General features: G+C 52.1%; 20 protein-coding genes. 9 read left to right on the forward strand and 11 right to left on the reverse strand.

Annotated elements, in window-relative coordinates:
- Positions 1 to 39: 39 nt before the first annotated feature.
- From tatC to ubiE, 6 genes are read right to left on the reverse strand one after another with little or no spacing between them, the layout of a single operon-like run.
- Positions 40 to 795, reverse strand: a complete 756-nt coding sequence (tatC, locus tag RC73_RS07480) for a twin-arginine translocase subunit TatC (protein WP_039034057.1) — start codon at positions 793 to 795, stop codon at positions 40 to 42.
- A 10-nt stretch (positions 796 to 805) separates the two neighbouring features.
- Positions 806 to 1213: a Sec-independent protein translocase protein TatB gene (tatB, locus tag RC73_RS07485; RefSeq protein ID WP_039034058.1), complete on the reverse strand. Its 408-nt coding sequence runs from the start codon at positions 1211 to 1213 to the stop codon at positions 806 to 808.
- 6 nt (positions 1214 to 1219) lie between these two features.
- Positions 1220 to 1465, reverse strand: a complete 246-nt coding sequence (tatA, locus tag RC73_RS07490; RefSeq protein WP_039034059.1) for a Sec-independent protein translocase subunit TatA — start codon at positions 1463 to 1465, stop codon at positions 1220 to 1222.
- Between the two features lie 60 nt (positions 1466 to 1525).
- Complete coding sequence (gene ubiB / locus RC73_RS07495) at positions 1526 to 3175, reverse strand: ubiquinone biosynthesis regulatory protein kinase UbiB (protein ID WP_039034060.1); 1650 nt, start codon at positions 3173 to 3175, stop codon at positions 1526 to 1528.
- The gene (locus tag RC73_RS07500) at positions 3172 to 3804 is read right to left on the reverse strand and encodes a ubiquinone biosynthesis accessory factor UbiJ (RefSeq protein ID WP_039034061.1); all 633 of its coding nucleotides are present in this window, start codon (positions 3802 to 3804) and stop codon (positions 3172 to 3174) included. The genes ubiB and RC73_RS07500 overlap by 4 nt, the downstream gene beginning before the upstream one ends.
- 1 nt (position 3805) lies before the next feature.
- Positions 3806 to 4561, reverse strand: coding sequence for a bifunctional demethylmenaquinone methyltransferase/2-methoxy-6-polyprenyl-1,4-benzoquinol methylase UbiE (ubiE, locus tag RC73_RS07505; RefSeq protein WP_039034062.1), 756 nt, complete (start codon positions 4559 to 4561; stop codon positions 3806 to 3808).
- 12 nt (positions 4562 to 4573) lie between these two features.
- Here ubiE and RC73_RS20480 point away from each other — a divergent pair, with 12 nt between their 5' ends.
- A complete protein-coding gene (locus tag RC73_RS20480) occupies positions 4574 to 4756 on the forward strand; it encodes a hypothetical protein (protein ID WP_143078343.1) in 183 nt (60 codons plus the stop codon).
- 75 nt (positions 4757 to 4831) lie between these two features.
- Here the strand turns inward: RC73_RS20480 and RC73_RS07515 are convergent, their stop codons facing one another.
- Together RC73_RS07515 and rraA are read right to left on the reverse strand one after the other, a co-directional pair.
- Positions 4832 to 5854 (reverse strand): formimidoylglutamase, encoded by a 1023-nt coding sequence (locus RC73_RS07515; RefSeq protein ID WP_039034064.1) that lies wholly within the window; start codon positions 5852 to 5854, stop codon positions 4832 to 4834.
- Positions 5855 to 5962: 108 nt separating this feature from the next.
- The gene (rraA, locus tag RC73_RS07520; protein ID WP_025011574.1) at positions 5963 to 6448 is read right to left on the reverse strand and encodes a ribonuclease E activity regulator RraA; all 486 of its coding nucleotides are present in this window, start codon (positions 6446 to 6448) and stop codon (positions 5963 to 5965) included.
- 334 nt (positions 6449 to 6782) lie between these two features.
- On the opposite strand from rraA, the gene RC73_RS07525 reads away from it, so the two are divergent.
- From RC73_RS07525 to RC73_RS07535, 3 genes are all read left to right on the forward strand, one after another.
- On the forward strand, positions 6783 to 7025 hold the full coding sequence (locus RC73_RS07525; protein WP_039034065.1) for a YgjV family protein: 243 nt from the start codon (positions 6783 to 6785) through the stop codon (positions 7023 to 7025).
- Positions 7026 to 7146: 121 nt separating this feature from the next.
- A complete protein-coding gene (locus RC73_RS07530; RefSeq protein ID WP_039034066.1) occupies positions 7147 to 7659 on the forward strand; it encodes a phosphatase PAP2 family protein in 513 nt (170 codons plus the stop codon).
- 9 nt (positions 7660 to 7668) lie between these two features.
- Positions 7669 to 8763 carry an MJ1255/VC2487 family glycosyltransferase gene (locus tag RC73_RS07535; protein WP_052248053.1) on the forward strand — a complete coding sequence of 365 codons (1095 nt, stop codon included), beginning with the start codon at positions 7669 to 7671 and terminating at the stop codon, positions 8761 to 8763.
- Between the two features lie 43 nt (positions 8764 to 8806).
- Here RC73_RS07535 and RC73_RS07540 read toward each other — a convergent pair whose 3' ends face one another.
- From RC73_RS07540 to ubiD, 3 genes are all read right to left on the reverse strand, one after another.
- Positions 8807 to 9187, reverse strand: a complete 381-nt coding sequence (locus tag RC73_RS07540; protein WP_039034067.1) for a gamma-butyrobetaine hydroxylase-like domain-containing protein — start codon at positions 9185 to 9187, stop codon at positions 8807 to 8809.
- Positions 9188 to 9341: 154 nt separating this feature from the next.
- Complete coding sequence (gene fre / locus RC73_RS07545; protein WP_039034068.1) at positions 9342 to 10040, reverse strand: NAD(P)H-flavin reductase; 699 nt, start codon at positions 10038 to 10040, stop codon at positions 9342 to 9344.
- Between the two features lie 65 nt (positions 10041 to 10105).
- Positions 10106 to 11587: a 4-hydroxy-3-polyprenylbenzoate decarboxylase gene (gene ubiD / locus RC73_RS07550; RefSeq protein ID WP_039034069.1), complete on the reverse strand. Its 1482-nt coding sequence runs from the start codon at positions 11585 to 11587 to the stop codon at positions 10106 to 10108.
- Between the two features lie 326 nt (positions 11588 to 11913).
- On the opposite strand from ubiD, the gene RC73_RS19840 reads away from it, so the two are divergent.
- The 5 genes from RC73_RS19840 (at position 11914) to csrD (ending at position 17528) form a co-directional block, all read left to right on the forward strand.
- On the forward strand, positions 11914 to 12423 hold the full coding sequence (locus tag RC73_RS19840) for a hypothetical protein (RefSeq protein WP_052248054.1): 510 nt from the start codon (positions 11914 to 11916) through the stop codon (positions 12421 to 12423).
- Positions 12420 to 13082, forward strand: coding sequence for an SDR family NAD(P)-dependent oxidoreductase (locus RC73_RS07560; protein ID WP_039034070.1), 663 nt, complete (start codon positions 12420 to 12422; stop codon positions 13080 to 13082). Before RC73_RS19840 ends, RC73_RS07560 begins: the two co-directional genes overlap by 4 nt.
- 79 nt (positions 13083 to 13161) lie before the next feature.
- On the forward strand, positions 13162 to 14004 hold the full coding sequence (locus tag RC73_RS07565; RefSeq protein WP_234500895.1) for a thermonuclease family protein: 843 nt from the start codon (positions 13162 to 13164) through the stop codon (positions 14002 to 14004).
- A gap of 175 nt (positions 14005 to 14179) precedes the next feature.
- On the forward strand, positions 14180 to 15427 hold the full coding sequence (locus tag RC73_RS07570) for a malic enzyme-like NAD(P)-binding protein (RefSeq protein ID WP_039034071.1): 1248 nt from the start codon (positions 14180 to 14182) through the stop codon (positions 15425 to 15427).
- Positions 15428 to 15614: 187 nt separating this feature from the next.
- The gene (csrD, locus tag RC73_RS07575) at positions 15615 to 17528 is read left to right on the forward strand and encodes an RNase E specificity factor CsrD (RefSeq protein ID WP_039034072.1); all 1914 of its coding nucleotides are present in this window, start codon (positions 15615 to 15617) and stop codon (positions 17526 to 17528) included.
- Positions 17529 to 17688 lie beyond the last annotated feature (160 nt).

The raw sequence follows: 17688 nt of genomic DNA on the forward strand, positions 1-17688 counted from the left end.
CCTTCTTTTATTCTTGTTATTGCCCTTGCTGCCTGCTGATTATGCCTGTTTTTCTTCGGTTTCATCCTCGTCTGATTCATCCGAAGCCTTGCTGTAAAAACGGGCAGCCAAGAGTCCACCTTCAAACAATAACAGCATTGGCACGGCCAGCATAGTCTGAGAGATGACATCAGGCGGTGTTAGCATCATGCCCACCACAAAGGCACCGACAACGATATAGGGGCGTTTAGCTCTTAGGTCTTCCGGAGTCGTGACACCGGCCCAGCACAACAAAATCACGGCGACCGGGATCTCGAATGCCAAACCAAAGGCAAAGAACAGCTTCAGAATAAAGCTCAGATAACTGCTGATATCGGTTGCTACCTGAACCCCTTCCGGAGCCACACTGGTAAAGAAGCCGAATACGACCGGGAATACTACATAGTAGGCAAAGGCGATCCCCAAATAAAACAGCAGAGTACTACTGAATAAGAGCGGAACTACCAGACGTTTTTCATGTTTATACAGTCCGGGCGCGACAAAGGACCAGATCTGAAATAGCACATAGGGCACCGCAATAAAAAAAGACAGTACCAGTGTTAGTTTAAAGGGAGCAAAAAACGGCGCGGCCACATCCGTTGCAATCATACTGCCGGTATCCGGCAAAGACTGCATCAATGGGATCGCCATATAGTGATAGATATCATTGGCCCAGTAAACCAGGGCAATAAACACGATAAGCACACTTGCAATGGCTTTGAGCAGTTTAGTGCGCAGTTCAAGCAAGTGGCTGATTAATGGCTGCTGTTGCGACATGCGTTACCCATTATTTAGTGTCAGTACCTGTCGGCTTGGGAGCCGTCTCGGTGGCAGGTGTTTTCTCCTCGACAGCGGCTTCTGCCTTGGGGGATTCCTGGGCTGGAGATTTGCTGTCTTCAACCTGATAGGGACGGTTAACCGATTGGGCCGCCTCTCTCAGTTGATCGATAGATTCCTGCAGTTCCGGAGACAGATTGCTGAGGCCCTTGTTCTCGGCCTTCTTCAGGTCTGCATGTAACTGCTCGATCTTGAGCTCCTGCTCAAGTTCATCTTTGACCGAATTAGCCATGCGTTTCATGGCACGGATCCAGCCGGTAATTGAACGTACCGCTACCGGGAGACGTTCGGGGCCGAGAACGACCAGCCCCAATACCCCGATGAGCAGCAGCTCCATAAAGCCGATACCATCGAACATAGGGAATTACGCCTGTTCTTTGTCCTTGGACTCAGGCTTCTTATCAGTCGCCTGTGCTTTGGGGTCTGCCTGAGTGTTCTGTGCAGAAGTGTCCTCGATGGCTTTCTTGTCCTCGTCACTGGACATAGCATTTTTAAATCCTTTAACTGCTCCGCCGAGGTCGCCGCCCAGTGAACGCAGCTTCTTGGTGCCGAACAGCAGCACTACAATTAACGCGATGATGAGAAGTTGCCAAATACTGATACCACCCATGAAGGTTTCCTCTATAGATAATCTTGGTTCAATTATGAACCTTTAATTAAAATGTACTAATTAAAATTTCTTAATTTTAGGCCTGGATCGCCATCCAGCAAACCATAGGATTGCTCCGACCCCAATACTGACATAGGACGGCCACAGTGTAGCGTCCTGACTGAGTGAAATCGTGCCACAGATCAACAAAATTGCGGATGTGATTAACAAATAATTACTCTTGTGTGCTTTTTGCTGGTGTTTAAGATACTTATCCAACATCTGCTGCTGAGCTCCAAGGAGATTACGCCCCAGCTTCAGATTGTCATATATCAGTTCCGGAAACTCTGGAAGTTTATCAGACCAGAAGGGCAATTGTGTTTGCACTTTTTTGAACATTGCCTTGGGGCCGACCTGTTCTGCCATCCACTGCTCAAGGAAAGGCTTGGCCGTTTGCCACAGATCCAGTTGAGGATAAAGCTGACGTCCCAAGCCTTCGATATAGAGCAAGGTCTTTTCCAGCAAGACCAACTGCGGCTGTACCACTATATGGAAGCGGCGGGCGGTGCGAAACAGTTCCAGCAGCACATGGCCGAAGGAGATCTCATCCAGCGGCTTGTTGAACATGGGTTCACACACCACTTTAACCGCTTGCTCGAAGGCCTGAATGTCGGTATCGGCTGAAACCCAACCGGATTCCACATATAGTTGGGCGATACGGCGGTAATCACGGTTGAAAAAGGCGAGAAAGTTTTCTGCCAGATAGCGTTTATCCGTGTCGTTAAGTGTTCCCATAATGCCGCAGTCCAGACCTATATAGAAAGGATCTTCCGGGTGCTCACGGGAAATAAAGATGTTGCCCGGGTGCATGTCGGCGTGGAAAAAGTTATCGCGAAATACCTGGGTAAAGAAGAGTTCCACCCCACGCTCGGCCAACAGCTTGAGGTTGGTGCCCTGGGCCTTGAGCGCGGCGATGTCCGACACCGGGATCCCCTCGATACGTTCCATCACCATCAAGCGCTGATAGCTCAGTTCTTCATAAACATAGGGAATATAGAGGGCGTTGGAGTCGATAAAATTGTTGCGCAGCTTGACTGTATTGAGCGCTTCCAGTTTAAGGTTGAGCTCCCCCAAAATGGTAGTGCGGTAGTCTTCCACCACTTCGGCCGGGCGCAGGCGGTTATCCGGGCCGAGAATGGTTTCCAGCAGCTTGGCACTCTGGCTCATCAGCTGTAGGTCGGCGAGAATGTTTTGCTCTACATTGGGGCGTAATACCTTGAGAACCACAGGCTTGCCGTTGGACTTGAGCGTTGCCGTGTGCACTTGGGAAATAGATGCCGAGGCCAGCGGGGTATCGTCAAAGTCGTCAAACAGGGTTTCTATGGGGGCTTTGAGCTCGGCCTCAATAGCTTCTCGTGCCAGCTTGGAGTCAAATGGCGGGACTCTGTCCTGCAACATGGCCAATTCATGGGCCCATTCATCACTGAGCAGATCGCGACGGGTGGAGAGCATCTGGCCGAACTTGATATAAACTGGCCCCAATTCTTGCATCGCCAGTTTCAGACGTTCACCACCGGCCTTGGATTTATGTTTGTTGCGCAGCCAAAACAGACTGCGACGCCAGAGTTTAAAGTACCAAGGGGTCAACTTTTTCGGCAACAGCTCGTCCAAACCATAATGCAGGGCAATGCTGATAACCTGATATCCTCTCTTGATACTGGCGAAACTCATGGGCTTTTCTTGTCCTTCAAATTGGCGAGTCGTTGTTCTAAGGCGTCCGTGGCGGCCGCAAGCTCGTCAATTTTGTCGCAATGGTGAATAAATTCAAGCCGATGAGGGGCTAATTTGTACTCTTCGGTGGTTAATTGCGCCAGATGGGACTGGGTCTTGTTAAACACCCGGCTTAAATCTGCCCTGGCGCGCTCCAGACCGCTCAATAATATATGCGTCGGGGCATCGCCCAGATAACGGGACAAAGGCTCGGCAAAGTCGAATCTGACCTGTTGCAGAAAATGGCTGAATGTTTGCAGCAGAGCGAGTTCCCCTTCGATGACCAGCTTATCTTGCTTGATAAGCTCGGTGAGACTCTCGCCTTCGCCCAGGCGATAGAGAGTGGTGGCATCGGCCTTGACGGTTACCGCCACCTCGCCCTCATAGCTGGAAAGCACCTGAATTTTCTTGGCAAACACCAGATAAAGCGGCCAATTTAGTTGACTGAGCTGCAGACACAGGACTTTACCGTGCAGCGATTTCAGCCGAGCATATTCGTCTTCGGCTTGGTCGGTGACTTTCTCTAGTGCCATCTCCAGGGCGGCGCAGCACAACAGCCGCCACTGGGATGTCAGGTTCAGCTCATTCATCTCAGAACTTATAGCCTCGATGCAGAGCCACTACGCCGTCGGTCATATTGATGTAATCCACCTGCTCCAGGCCGGCGTCCAGCATCATCTGCTTCAGAGTTTCCTGATCCGGGTGCATACGGATGGACTCGGCCAGATATTCGTAGCTGTCGGCATCTTTGGCAACCAACTGACCCATCTTGGGCAGGATCTTGAATGAATACAGATCATAGGCCTTGCGCATGATCTCATGCTGTGGCTTGGAGAACTCCAATACCAACAATTTACCACCCGGCTTGAGCACTCGTTGCATTGAGCGCAGCGCCGCGTCTTTGTCGGTCACATTACGCAGGCCAAAGGCGATGGTGATGATATCGAAGTGATTGTCCGGAAATGGCAGCGCTTCGGCGTTGGCCTGTACGTAATTGACGTTGCCCACAATGCCCTTGTCGCGTAGTTTGCTGCGGCCAACTTTGAGCATGGAATCATTGATATCCGCCAGAATAACCTGGCCCTTGTCACCCACCAGGTGCGAGAATTTGGCGGTCAAATCACCTGTGCCACCGGCCAGATCCAATACCTTCATTCCCGGACGGGCACCGGCGCACTCTATGGTGAAGCGTTTCCAGAATCTATGGATACCAAAGGAAGCGACATCGTTCATGATGTCGTATTTAGCGGCAACGGAATGGAAGACTCCGGCTACCAGGTCGGCCTTCTTTTCAGCTTCGACAGTTTTATACCCGAAATGTGTACTCTTTGGTGAGCCTTCAGACATCAGTGTATTCCTATGACTAACTTGTATTGCAGCGAGTGTAAGCTATTGGTGCGGCTTGCTGAATCTTTGCGCGGCCAAGCTGTGATCGCCGCAGTAAAAAACGCTGTTGGCCCCGTGGCCAGACTGCGCATTAGACCACAATATCTGCCGGGGGTGAATAGCCCCAGCCGCCATAGCATTGCCGATGGCGGCTGAACTTCGCTGTGTCTTCCTGCCCATTCGGGCATAGGCAAGCTTGGCGTCGCTAAAGCAAAAAGAGTGGAGTTGCATTCAGACCTGTTTGGCCTGTAGGTAGGCGTAAATTAGTTCGGCAAGGCACTGACCCACGGCCTTATAGCCTGCGGCCAGGCCTGCATCGTGGCATGCCGGGGCACCTTCTGCCAGATGCAGATAAACACTTTGGGTGTGGCGCGCCATATGGCTGACATAATGCGCCGCATCCAACAAAGGAATACCGGCAACGGTTGAGGCACTGGAGGGCATCTGGGTTATGGCATCCAGATCCAGCTCTATGGCTACCGGCAGCCCCGTATGACGCAGCTGGCGGGCAATATCGCTCAGAGCCTTCTCCAAGCTCAGCTCGCGACGTACCCAAATCTGCTGCAGGCTGTGCCAGCTGCCACCAAATGCCGTAAGTTGTTCCAGATTGGCTTCACTGTTTTTCAGTTCATGCAGCCCGAGCACATGATAATGCCCCAGGGCGCCGTTGGCCGCCGCATAACTGAAACCATTGCCACTGTGGCGGCCTTCCCGCAACCTGAAGTCTGAATGAGGATCCAGGTTGACCGCTGCCAGCGGCTTGGATAATGCCGCCCGGGCGGCGCTGAGTAAGCCAAAAGCGTTGTTGTGGCCACCGCCGATGACGATAGGCTCAAGTCCGGCGGCAAAAACCGGGGTTAGGGCCTCTATAACCTGCTGATCCAGCGACTCCACCTCTTGTCTGAGTTGCTGACAATCATGGGCAGCATTGGCAACTGGGATGATCTCCCCCAGCAGCAGGCATTCTTCACCACTTAAAAAGCGGTTGGACTGCAGGTTAAGCAGCGCCGGCAACATGGCGTCAAAGGCCTGGTTAGCGCCGCCTTGTCCCAGATTAGCTCTGGGCCCAAGATCTTCCTTGATACCTATGATGGCAAAACGGGCGCCTGCGGCTTTGGCCTGAGTCAGCGCATCCATATAGCTCGCCGCGCTTGGCAGCAGGCGCACTTTCTGACCCAGACGGGTTTCACCTTCTCTGGGGCTGAAAGATTGAGCTAACTTGGTTTGCGTGATGGGGGAGAGCGGCAGTTCCATAGAGTTTCCCTTTCTCTGACGGGGCAATAACAGCCTCTATTTTGGCCTACGTTGAGCAAAAGGCAACAAAAAAGCCGGCAGAAGCCGGCTTTGGTTCAACAGTGAATATCAGTCGATATCCAAGGGTTCAGGAGACAGAATTACCCCTGTGTTATCGGCATAGATATGATCGCCCGGCAGGAAGGTAACACCACCGAAGTTCACCGGAATGTCTACTTCACCAATGGCGTTGCCGTCGGCACCAACAGGAATGGAGGCCAGAGCCTGGATACCTATATCCAGTTCTTCGAGGGCATCGACATCGCGCACGCTACCGTAAACGATAATGCCTTCCCAGTTGTTATTGACCGCAACCTCGGCAATCGAGGCATCGATCAGAGCCCGGCGCAGAGAACCCCCGCCGTCTACCAGCAGAACCTTTCCTTCGCCATCGTCCTGCAATACATCGAGAATGAGGCCGTTGTCTTCGAAACACTTGATGGTGCTAATGGAGCCGCCAAATGAACTACAACCGCCGTAGTTGCTGAACATAGGCTCGACGACATCGACAACATCCAGGTACATGTCACAAAGTTCTGAGGTGTTGTATTCCATATTTACACTCCTGTTGAACCGCAAGGTCTGACAAGACCGCGGGATAACGCACTAAGTGCCAGTATATAAGGGATTCTTGAAAAGAAAAGTGTTATCAATCACGGTATTGCTGGATTTTCCTTTTATTAACATTTGTGTGGTAATATTTCGCAGCTAGTGTATAAATCTGCGCCATTTTTTGATGTGAGTCATTAAATAACGTATTTTTATTACAACTATGCTGTGGCTTTTGTTAATATAAGCACCATCCAAACTTACTTAACTTTAACCTGCTTTAGGGGCACGGATCCCCCGTCAGGCTTATGGACGGCAGAGAGCCTGAACGAGGTGCCTTATGGAAGCTCTTAACACAATTGAAATCATTGGCTATTTTGCCTCCATTATGGTGGCCATTTCTCTGATGATGAAGGACATTATCTGGCTGCGTTGGATCAACTTTAGCGGTTGCACCCTATTCGTGATTTACGGTGCGGCGATTTCTGCCTGGCCGGTAGCAGGTATGAACGCTTTTGTGGCTTGTATTAACGTCTATCATTTGATCAAAATTTATCGTGGCCGGGCGGCAATCACTGCCTGATGTCATAAAAGCTTAGGGCAGGTGTCACCTGCCCGTCACACCCCTTGACTAGGCTCTTTACTGCTACACAGATTGGAGTCCTTGACCTGGCTCCGTACTGTCCACAGAAGGAGCCTCAGCCATGTTTGCCTACCTTGCTGAACTCGATCTTCGAACATTTCGTGCGCTGACACAATTTGGCCGCAAACATGATCTGGAAACCTGTGCTCTCAAGTTTTCTGCATCAGGTAATGGCCCGCTTTACCTGTGTCTGGCGCTGCTCATGTTGCTGGAGCAGGATGGGTCACGTTTCTTCGCCTTGTTGCTGTTGGCGTACGCTGTGGAACTGCCTTTGTATCTGCTGCTGAAAAATGCCATTCGTCGTAAACGTCCATGCCATCAGGTTCTGGTGGGCTTCAGGGCCAGCTTTGAGCCCTCTGATAAATTCAGTCTGCCGTCCGGCCATACGGCGGGGGCTTTCGTGTTCGCCAGTGCGGTATGGCAAATTTATCCTCAAATGGCACTGCCGGTATTCATCTGGGCGGGCCTGGTTGGAGTTTCCAGAGTGTTTCTCGGTGTTCACTACCCTCTCGACATCCTGGCGGGGGCTCTTTTGGGCAGCAGTGCCACTCTCATAGCTGCAGTTTGGATATAAGGATAATCAATGCGAATACTTTACGGTGTTCAGGGCACAGGGAATGGCCATTTGAGTCGCGCTAGAGTTGTAGCCAAGGCCTTGGCAAAGCACGATATTCAAGTTGACTATTTATTCAGCGGTCGCCAGCCGCAGCAGTTTTTTGATATGCAGGCCTTCGGCGATTACCAGGTTTGTGCCGGGTTGACTTTTATTACTCAAAAGGGGCAGGTCAGCATCCCCAAGACAGTGCTGCACAATTCTGCCATTGAGCTTTGGCGGGACATTCGTGAGTTGGATCTCAGTGGCTATGATCTCTTGCTCAATGACTTCGAGCCGGTTTCGGCCTGGGCTGCCAGGCGCCAGGGAGTGCCCAGTATAAGCATCAGCCATCAAGCTTCCCTCAGATATCCGGTGCCCAAGGTGGGGAACTCCTGGTTCAATAACTGGTTGCTGGAGAACTTTGCCCCGGTGGATCAGGCATTGGGGTGTCACTGGCATCATTTTGGTTACCCGATATTGCCGCCCTTTGTCGATGTCAGTCGTGGCGCCGTGGAACATTCGCACGATATTTTGGTATATCTGCCGTTTGAGAGCTCACAAGCTATCACCGAGTTGTTGCTCCCTTTCCATGACTACCGTTTTATGGTGTATCACAGCCAGGCTGCGCCAGTTGCTTTACCTGAGCATATTCTGTGGCATGGTTTTGATCGTGAAGGCTTCAAGGCCGATCTCGCCAGCTGCGGTGGGGTGATAGCCAATGCCGGATTTGAACTGGCCAGTGAAGCCCTGACTCTGGGCAAAAAACTTCTGGTTAAGCCCTTGCTTGGGCAGTTTGAACAGCTGTCTAATGTGGCCGCCCTCGAGTTGCTGGCAGCGGCCGACAGTATGATGACGCTGGAGCCGCAAACGGTGAAACGTTGGCTCAAACGGGGTAGCCCTGAGCCGATTAACTACCCGGATGTGGGCGATCTGCTGGTGCCTTGGCTGTTGGCCGGCAACTGGCAGGATAGCCAATCACTGTGCCGGGAGTTGTGGCAGCAGGTGACGTTGCCCGATACCTGGTTTTCCAAGCAGGATGCCAGGGCACTCAGCGGGCTGCCTTTGGGCTCGCTGATCCGCTAGCAAAGGTTAGAATAGGCGCTCGTGGAACCTGTTTGTACCTTCCTCAGTTATATTTGATATTCATGCTGATCAGGGCTTCGCGGCTGCCCTTTTCGGCGCGCAGCCTAGCCAGATACTGTTCCCAGAGTTCAGTTTGTTGGGTGCAGAGCTGGTGCAGCATCTGCCAGGAATAGAGGCCGGTATCATGGCCGTCGTCAAAAATCAGCTTCACTGCATAATTGCCAACCGGCTCGATGGCGCTGATATTGACCTCTTTCTTGTGAGTCACCAGCTTGGGGTTGCCATGGCCGTGTACTTCGGCCGACGGAGAGTGAACCCGCAGAAATTCGCAGCTCAGCTGATACTGACTGCCATCATCGAAGCCTATCTCGAGCAGTTTGGATTTACGTTTCAGTTTCAGTGATGTGACTTGAGGATGACTCATGGGAACTCCATTGTGTCCGGGGTTGCTGTGTATCTGTTTATTCTATGTCAGAGCGCTTGGACTGTGCACCCCGGTGGATGAGAGCTGACACACATTAATGGTGGCAAAAATAGCGGCCGCATGCAGCGGCCGTGATTGATAATGGGGGAATAACCTATTTGATAAAGGCGAAGGCATCGCCGTAGAGGTGGGCTTCATCCAGTCCCATCTCGCGAAACAGTTCCCGCGCAGCGCCGACCATGTCGAAACGACCGGCGATATAGATGTCATAGCCTACCAGGCTGACAAAGTCCGAGCGTATCTGCGACAGTAGATTCGCTTGTTTCCCAGCCCAGTCGGCCTCGGCCTGTTCGACTACAGGCACGAAATGCAGCCAGGGGTGCGCTTGATGCCACTCTCTGGCGATGGCTTCGTAGTACATGGCTTCAGGGTTGCGGCAGCCCCAATAGAGCAGGGTTTCAACTTTTTGCCCCAGGGCGATTTGCTGCTCTACCAGGCTCTTGATATAGGAGAAGCCAGTACCACCTGCAACCAGTAGTCTGGGTCTGACACTCTGGTGTCTGAGGAAAGCTTCACCGCCCGGGGCTTCGATATCGATATGACTGTTGTTTCTCAGCCGCTCGACCACCTGCATGGGATAGCTCTCGCTGACGGCTGCGCCTATGTGAAGTTCTATGAGTTCGCTGCCGGGGGCCGAAGCTATGGAGAAGGGACGCTTGTCTTTCTCACCCATTACCACGCACAGGTACTGACCAGCCTTGAATTCCAGCGGTTTTTCGGGGCGCAGCAATACCTGGTACACAGCGTCATTAAATGGGGCAACTTTCTCTATCTTACAGCGGATGCTATTCATTGAACTTCCTTTTTACCTCTCTGTTGAAGGCTTATTTTCATAATGGCTAATGCAGTTATTGCGGATTATAGGGTCGCTTGGTCTTCTATGCCCAGCTGTTCCCAAATCTCGTCCACCCGCTGTTTAACCTCTTGGTCCATCACTATTGGGGTGCCCCATTCGCGGTTGGTCTCACCTTCCCACTTATTGGTGGCATCCAGGCCCATCTTGGATCCCAGTCCCGCCACGGGGGACGCGAAATCCAGATAGTCAATGGGGGTGTTGTCTATCATCACTGTGTCGCGGCTGGGATCCATCCGAGTGGTTATGGCCCAGATAACGTCCTGCCAATCGCGGCAATTCACGTCTTCATCGACTATGACAATAAACTTGGTATACATAAACTGACGCAGGAAAGACCAGGCTCCCATCATCACCCGCTTGGCATGGCCGGGATATTGTTTGCGGATGGAGATCACCGCCATCCGGTAGGAACAACCCTCCGGTGGCAGGTAAAAGTCGACGATTTCCGGATACTGCTTGCGCAGGATAGGAACAAAGACTTCATTGAGCGCTACCCCGAGCATGGCCGGTTCATCCGGTGGCCTTCCTGTGTAGGTGCTGTGGTAGATGGCGTCTTTTCTGTGACTGACATGAGTCACGGTAAACACAGGGAAACTGTCAGTTTCATTGTAATAACCTGTGTGATCACCGTAGGGGCCTTCCACCGCCATCTCCTCGGGATCGATATAACCTTCGAGAATGATTTCGCTGGTGGCCGGTACTTCCAGATCGCAACTCAAGGCCTTGACCACTTCGGTACGCTCACCGCGCAGCAGCCCGGCAAAAGCATATTCGCTCATGGCATCGGGCACTGGCGTGACGGCGCCGAGAATGGTGACAGGATCGCTGCCCAGAGCCACTACCACAGGATATTTTTCACCTGGATGTTGCTGTTTAAAGTCGGCAAAGTCCAACGCGCCGCCTCTGTGTGACAACCAGCGCATGATCAGCTTGTTCTTGCCCAGCAGTTGCTGGCGGTAGATCCCCAGATTCTGGCGTTTCTGTCTCGGCCCTTTGGTGATGGTCAAACCCCAGGTCACCAGCGGTGCAACATCGCCGGGCCAGCAGTGCTGAATGGGCAGGGCGGTCAGGTCAACCTGATCGCCTTGCAACACCACCTCTTGGCAAGGGGCGTTACGCACTGTCTTGGGTGGCATGTTCAGCGCTTGTTTGAACATGGGGATCTTGGCAATGGCATCCTTGAAGCCCCTGGGGGGCTCGGGCTCCTTGAGAAACGCCAGCAGTTCGCCCACGTCCCGCAGCGCCATGGGATCATCCTTGCCCAGGGCCATGGCGACCCGCTTCGGAGTACCGAAGAGGTTCACCAGCACGGGCATCTGTTTGCCCTTGGGGTTTTCAAACAACAGAGCCGGGCCACCGGCGCGCAGTACCCGATCGGCTATTTCGGTCATTTCAAGATAAGGATCAACCGGATAGCTGATACGCTTGAGCTCACCCTGACTCTCAAGGTGATCGATAAAACTGCGTAAATCCTTAAAATTCATGTGGAAATAGCCTCGCTGCCGAATGCATTAATGGCGCGCACTATAGCATTAATCCGAGCAACGGTTAACTGCTAAGGAAAGTGCAAATAACTCCTCGTGGCACTCTGGCTTGCAGATTAATCGGCGTTCAAGGCCTCTGGCAGCAAGCATGCCGGGGCCTGTCGAAGTCGGATCCTGCCACAGATTGCTGCCGCGGCCAGAGATGACCAGGTAACCCTTGGCTGAATGTACGCTGAGTCATCTTTATTTCGCCTGCGATTCTGTGATGAATCCGGGAGTAAGCCGTAGTAGCATGAAAGCTGCGGGCCTTGAAGCCTGGAGGTTATATGAAACGAGCTATTTTCCTGAGTCTGATACTGATGAGTTTGCCACAGGTGGCTGCTGCCTGGGATAACTCCCATACTGAGCGCCACTATCAGAGTGATATTCATAGAGAAGATTATAACCGCTACCATAACCATGGCTCACGGAGTCACTGGGGCCTGTATTGGGGCGTTAACAATCCCTGGCTATCGCCCTGGCGTTATGACCCATGGAATCGCTGGCAGTGGGATGATCCTTGGTACAGAGATCGCTGGCAGCGTCCCTATGTATATCGCAGGCAACCCAAGCCGGAGCCAGTGGTGGTTGCGCCACCGCAGCGAGTAACGACTCACTTCGAAACCTTGGCAGATACAGAGAGTCGCGCCAGCCTACCGGCCAATGCCAGGGTGATACAAGAAGCTAATCGCACCTTGTATCAATGGCAAGGCAAGACCTATCAATTTGACTGGCAAAGCCAAACCTATCGGCCTCTGCCGCAATCCCCATCTGAAGTTGGAGAACAAAACAAATGAAATTGATCACAGGGGCCAGCAGTGGCTTGGGGGCTGCGCTGGCGAGACGCTATCATGCTGAAGGTGAGTCCTTGCTGTTAACCGGCCGCAGTGAACAGAGGTTGCAACAGTTGGCGGCAGAGTTGCCCGGTGTCAGTTACCAAACAACAGATTTAACCAATCCAAGCGCGATTGAGGCTCTGCTCGATAGCTTAGGCGAGGCCCCTGAAATGCTGCTGCACTGCGCCGGCAGCGGCTGCTTTGGTAACCTGGAAACTCAGTCTCCAACTGATATCAAGGCTCTTATCGACAATAATCTGCTGTCCACTCTGCTGTTGCTCAGAGCCATGCTGGCTCGTTGGCGGCAAGAGAGCATGACACTGGTGATTGTCATGTCTACCGCGGCGCTGCAACCCAAGGCAGGAGAGAGCAGTTACTGCGCGGTAAAATGGGCCGTCAGAGGCATGCTGGAGTCCCTGCGCTTGGAGCTCAAGGGTAGCAAGATAAAGCTGATAGCCGTCTACCCCGGCGGAATGGCAACCGGTTTTTGGCCCAGCAGCGGTAAGTTGGTGGATACGTCGAGCTTTATGACTGCCGATGAAGCGGCAGGCATGCTAAGTAACGCCTTACAAAACTGCGTTCATGGTTATGTTTCGGATATCACCTTGAGCCGAGGCTAGCAGGCTGCATTAAAAGTTAAAAAGGATTTTGCACTGTGAGTCGGGGCGGCCAAGAAGAAACACTGCCAAGGGAGGCGCTATGATATCTCAATGGAACCATACTAACTCAGGCTTGGGCACTCGCTTTTGGCTCGGTCGTTACTTGATGAATTGCCTGTTGCTGCTGGGCAGTTTGCTGTCTTTGGGATCGGCGCAGGCCAACATAGCCGACAACTTGTGTATTCCCTATACAGCCAGCGAAAAGGTCACACTCGCTTATATCAATGATGGCGATACCCTCACACTCAAAGATGGCCGCCTGATACGCTTGATAGGTGTTAATGCTCCTGAGATAGATCATCAGTATCCGGGGCTCTCTCAACCCTACAGCATGGAGGCCAGGGCCTTTGTCGCCTCTAAGCTCAAAGTGGGTGATGAGCTGGCGCTGATGTTTGGCCCAACCAAGTTGGATCCCTATGGTCGCACCTTGGCCTATGTCTTTACTCCGAATGGATTATTGTTGCAGCAGGAACTACTGCAACAGGGTTTTGCGATGGCCAGGGTCTTCCAGGAACATCCATTTTGGGAATGCTTTGCCGAGTTGGAGCAGCAAGCGCGCACTCAGAATGCAGGCTTGTGGCAGTTTGAAGACTATGCGCCCAAGGCGACTTCGGCTATCGGTCAGCAGGATTTAAATCACTACCGGCTGGTCAGAGGTGTGGTGACAGATTTTGAAAGAAAGGGACAGTATTTGTGGCTTATTCTGGACGATAACTTCTATGTTGGCATACCTCAGGCCGGATCTGGTAATTTTAGCAAGGTTTTAGCGCTGAACTCGCTCAAAAGAGCCGTTGTGGTGCGGGGTAAGTTGTATTTTTCCTACAAAAAGTGGCAGATTATCGTCAGCCATCCTTCACAGATAAGTTTCGAAAATCCCCCTTAGAAGCAAAATACCTGACTTAAGTGGAAAATTTGCCATACACTGTTTTAAAATCGCGCCTTTTCGCGTATCTTTAGCGCCTTGTGATTTGAGTCACTGTGAAAGGAATTTTGCAGTGATCCAGACCTGTGTTTGTACGGTTTTTACTTAATATCATTCCGCATTTCAGGATTTTAAAATGACAGATTTCCGTCAAAAAGCGCTCGATTACCATGAGTTCCCCGTTCCAGGCAAAACCGCAGTGATGCTGACCAAGCCCGCCGAGACCAGTATGGATTTGGCTTTGGCCTACAGTCCTGGGGTGGCAGAACCGGTACGTGAAATCGCTTCCAATCCTGCCAATGCGTACAGATACACCAACAAGGGCAACACGGTTGCAGTAATCTCCAACGGCACCGCCATTTTGGGGCTGGGTAACCTCGGCCCCTTGCCATCCAAGCCGGTAATGGAAGGAAAGGCTTTGTTGTTCAAGCACTTTGCCAATATCGACGCCACTGATATCGAAGTAAAACACCGCACAGCTGAAGAGTTTATTCATACGGTCGAAGCGATTGCCGACTCCTTTGGCGGTATCAACCTGGAAGATATCAAGGCGCCAGAGTGCTTTGAAATTGAGCGTGAACTGATCGAGCGCTGTCAGGTTCCTGTGTTTCATGATGATCAGCACGGTACGGCAATTGTCACCGCTGCCGGGATGATCAACGCCCTCGAGATCCAGGGCAAGAAGCTTGAAGAAGCAGTGTTTGTCTGTATGGGCGCAGGCGCAGCGGCTATCGCCTGTATGAGCATGTTGGTCAAGTGTGGTGCCCAGCGTGAAAATGTCTACATGCTGGATAGAAAGGGCGTGATTCATACTCGCCGTGAAGATCTCAACGAGTACAAGGCGCTGTTTGCCAACAACACAGACAAGCGCACCTTGCAGGATGTGATCAAGGGGGCTGATGTGTTCCTGGGGCTGTCTGGCCCAGATGTTCTCGGCGCTGAGGAAGTGGCCATGATGGCCGAGAAGCCGGTGATCTTCGCCTGCTCCAACCCGGATCCCGAGATCAAGCCTGAGCTGGCCCATGAGATACGTAAGGATCTGATCATGGGAACCGGTCGCAGCGACTATCCCAACCAGGTCAACAATGTGCTTTGTTTCCCATTCATCTTCCGTGGCGCCCTGGATGTGCGTGCCAGCCGCATCAATGATGAGATGAAGATAGCCGCGGTTTACGCCATTGCCGAACTGGCCAAGGAGCCAGTGCCTGAATCTGTGTTGGCGGCTTATCCCAATGTCAACGAGTTGAGCTTTGGCCCTCTGTATGTGTTGCCCAAGCCGATGGACCCAAGGTTGCTGCCTAAAGTCGCCAAGGCTGTGGCACAAGCAGCCATAGACTCTGGGGTGGCGCAGATAGACACACTGCCGCAATACCCGGAAGTCTGATAGCAGCTTTATTCCAAAGGGGCCTTGTTGGCCCCTTTGTTGTTTTTGCAAGGCAAACGGGGCATTTTCTGGTCTATGCTGCTTGTTGGTTGCCTTTTGCGTATGGCTGCTGAATAATCAGCAAGTTGAGTTCCCGCAGTGAGGCGGCTCACCCCCAAGAAGAATAAGACTGGCAGGATCGCCCTCGATGAAACTCACCCGTATTCTCACAAAAAAGCTCACCAGTTTTTGGCTCTTGTCGCTGACGATAGTGGCATTTGTGTTTCTGCTCTGCGCCATGATGAGTTTTCTGCAGCTGACTTATAAGTTCCAGCAACAGAAGGTCACGGAGCTGGAAACCATGCTGGCCAATCAATACCACTCCGGCAGTAACTGGGAGCTGGAGTCCTGGCTGCCTCCCATGTTAATTGCCTACAATGCTGCCAGTTTTAAGCTCTGGCATCATGATAAATTACTATTTGAATATAAAGGCAATATCGCTACAGAAAATCTGGTGCGCTATCAATCTTCGTTGAAGAATAACCCTGAGTTTCGTATGGAGCTGGAACTGCCGCAGCCGTTTTCCCAGCACAGACCAGGTTGGTATGAAGTCTTGATAATTCTACTTGGCGTGGGGGCCGTGCTGGCGTTTGTCCGCTTTGGTTATCTCTGGTATTCGCGGCAACTGGAGGGCATTGAAGAGCTGGCACAGCGCAGCCGTTTGATTCTCCTGGGTGAGCACGAAAAAGCGCAGGCGATGCCGGGCAAGGGTAAACCCAGGTTGATTAACCGTGCTCTCAGTCGTTTGCTGGAAGAGCTGGCCGATGCCCAGAAAGAACGTGCCAGATTTGACAAGTTTATCCGCAGCAATACCTTTCTGGATCCCGACACTCGTATAGGTAATCGTCTGTTTCTCAAGAATCGCCTCGATGCCCTGAGCAATGAGCAGGGCATGATAGCCCATGGGGTGCTCTATCTGTTGGAGCTGGAAGATCTGGATCTGCTGCAACAAAAAATGGGGGACAGTCTGACGCTGGAACTGCTTAGACAAAACGTTAATGGCATCAGCCAGATACTACAGTCACAGCCCAACAGCTTTTTTGCCCGTCGTTCCCATAACCAGTTTGCAATAGTGGTGACCCAAATTTCCCTGGCTGAGGCTGATCAACTGGCAATCCGCTTGTTAAAAGTCTGCCAAAGCCAGGTATTGCCCAAGCTGGACAACGCCGACAACTTCTATCATCTCGGCGGCGCTTATTTCAAGGTGGGTGATGGCCATCAGCAACTGCTGGAAGAGGCGGAAATGGCCCTGAGAGCGGCGCAGTTGCAGGGGATCAATACCTGGTTTATGTATGATAAGGGCGCGGTAGATCAGGAGTTTGCCAAGGGCTCGGTACGCTGGCGCAGCTTTCTGGAAATGGCCTTGGTCAATAAGCGATTTCTGGCTTATACCCAGCCCGTGATGGATTGTGACGGCAAGCTGCATCACAGAGAAGTGTTTACCCGAGCCAGGGATCCCGAAGGTAATCTGGTGCGGGCGACCCTATTTTTGCCTATGGCGGTTAAATGTGGCCTGATGCCGCAAATTGAGCGTCAGACTCTGGAAAGAGTCTTGTTTGAGTTGCTGCCAAGTGAGCCGGACAAGAAGGTTTGTTTCAGCATCAACCTGAGTCTGGATTCGCTGATGAGCCGAGCCTTTATTCGCTGGTTGCGTACCACCTTGCTGGAATACCGGGACCTGACCGGCAGGCTGATCTTCGAGGTCAGTGAAGATATCGCGGCGCCCAATCAGGAGAAAATCGCCTCCAGGCTGCAGATGATCCGCAAGATGGGCGCGCGCCTGTGTGTCGATCATGTGGGTCAGCAGGTGATCAGCACCCAATATATTCAGGACACAGGTTTCCAACTGATTAAGCTGCACAGATCCATAGTGCGGCAGATCCATCTACGACCCGAAAACCAGCTGTTTGTTCGTAGCCTGATAGGTGGACTCTACCGTACCGAAGTGCAGGTTTGCGCCGAAGGTGTGGAGTTGTTTGAAGAGTGGCAGACACTGAGAATACTCGGAGTCAGCGCCGCTCAGGGCAGCTGGTTCAGCGAGCCTATGCCGGCAACAGCCTGATCAAGAAAGAGTTCCGGGTTACTACAGGCTGGATTTGTCTGCCGGCCTTGCTGAGCCTATCTTTAGGACAGCTCTCAGTTTAATAATATTTGCCTATAAAATGAATTGATTAGTGTTTAGAATGAACATGCCAAAATATTGACTTAACTTTAAATTGGCA

The sequence above is a fragment of the Shewanella sp. ECSMB14102 genome (assembly GCF_000813075.1).
Classification (GTDB): domain Bacteria; phylum Pseudomonadota; class Gammaproteobacteria; order Enterobacterales; family Shewanellaceae; genus Shewanella; species Shewanella indica.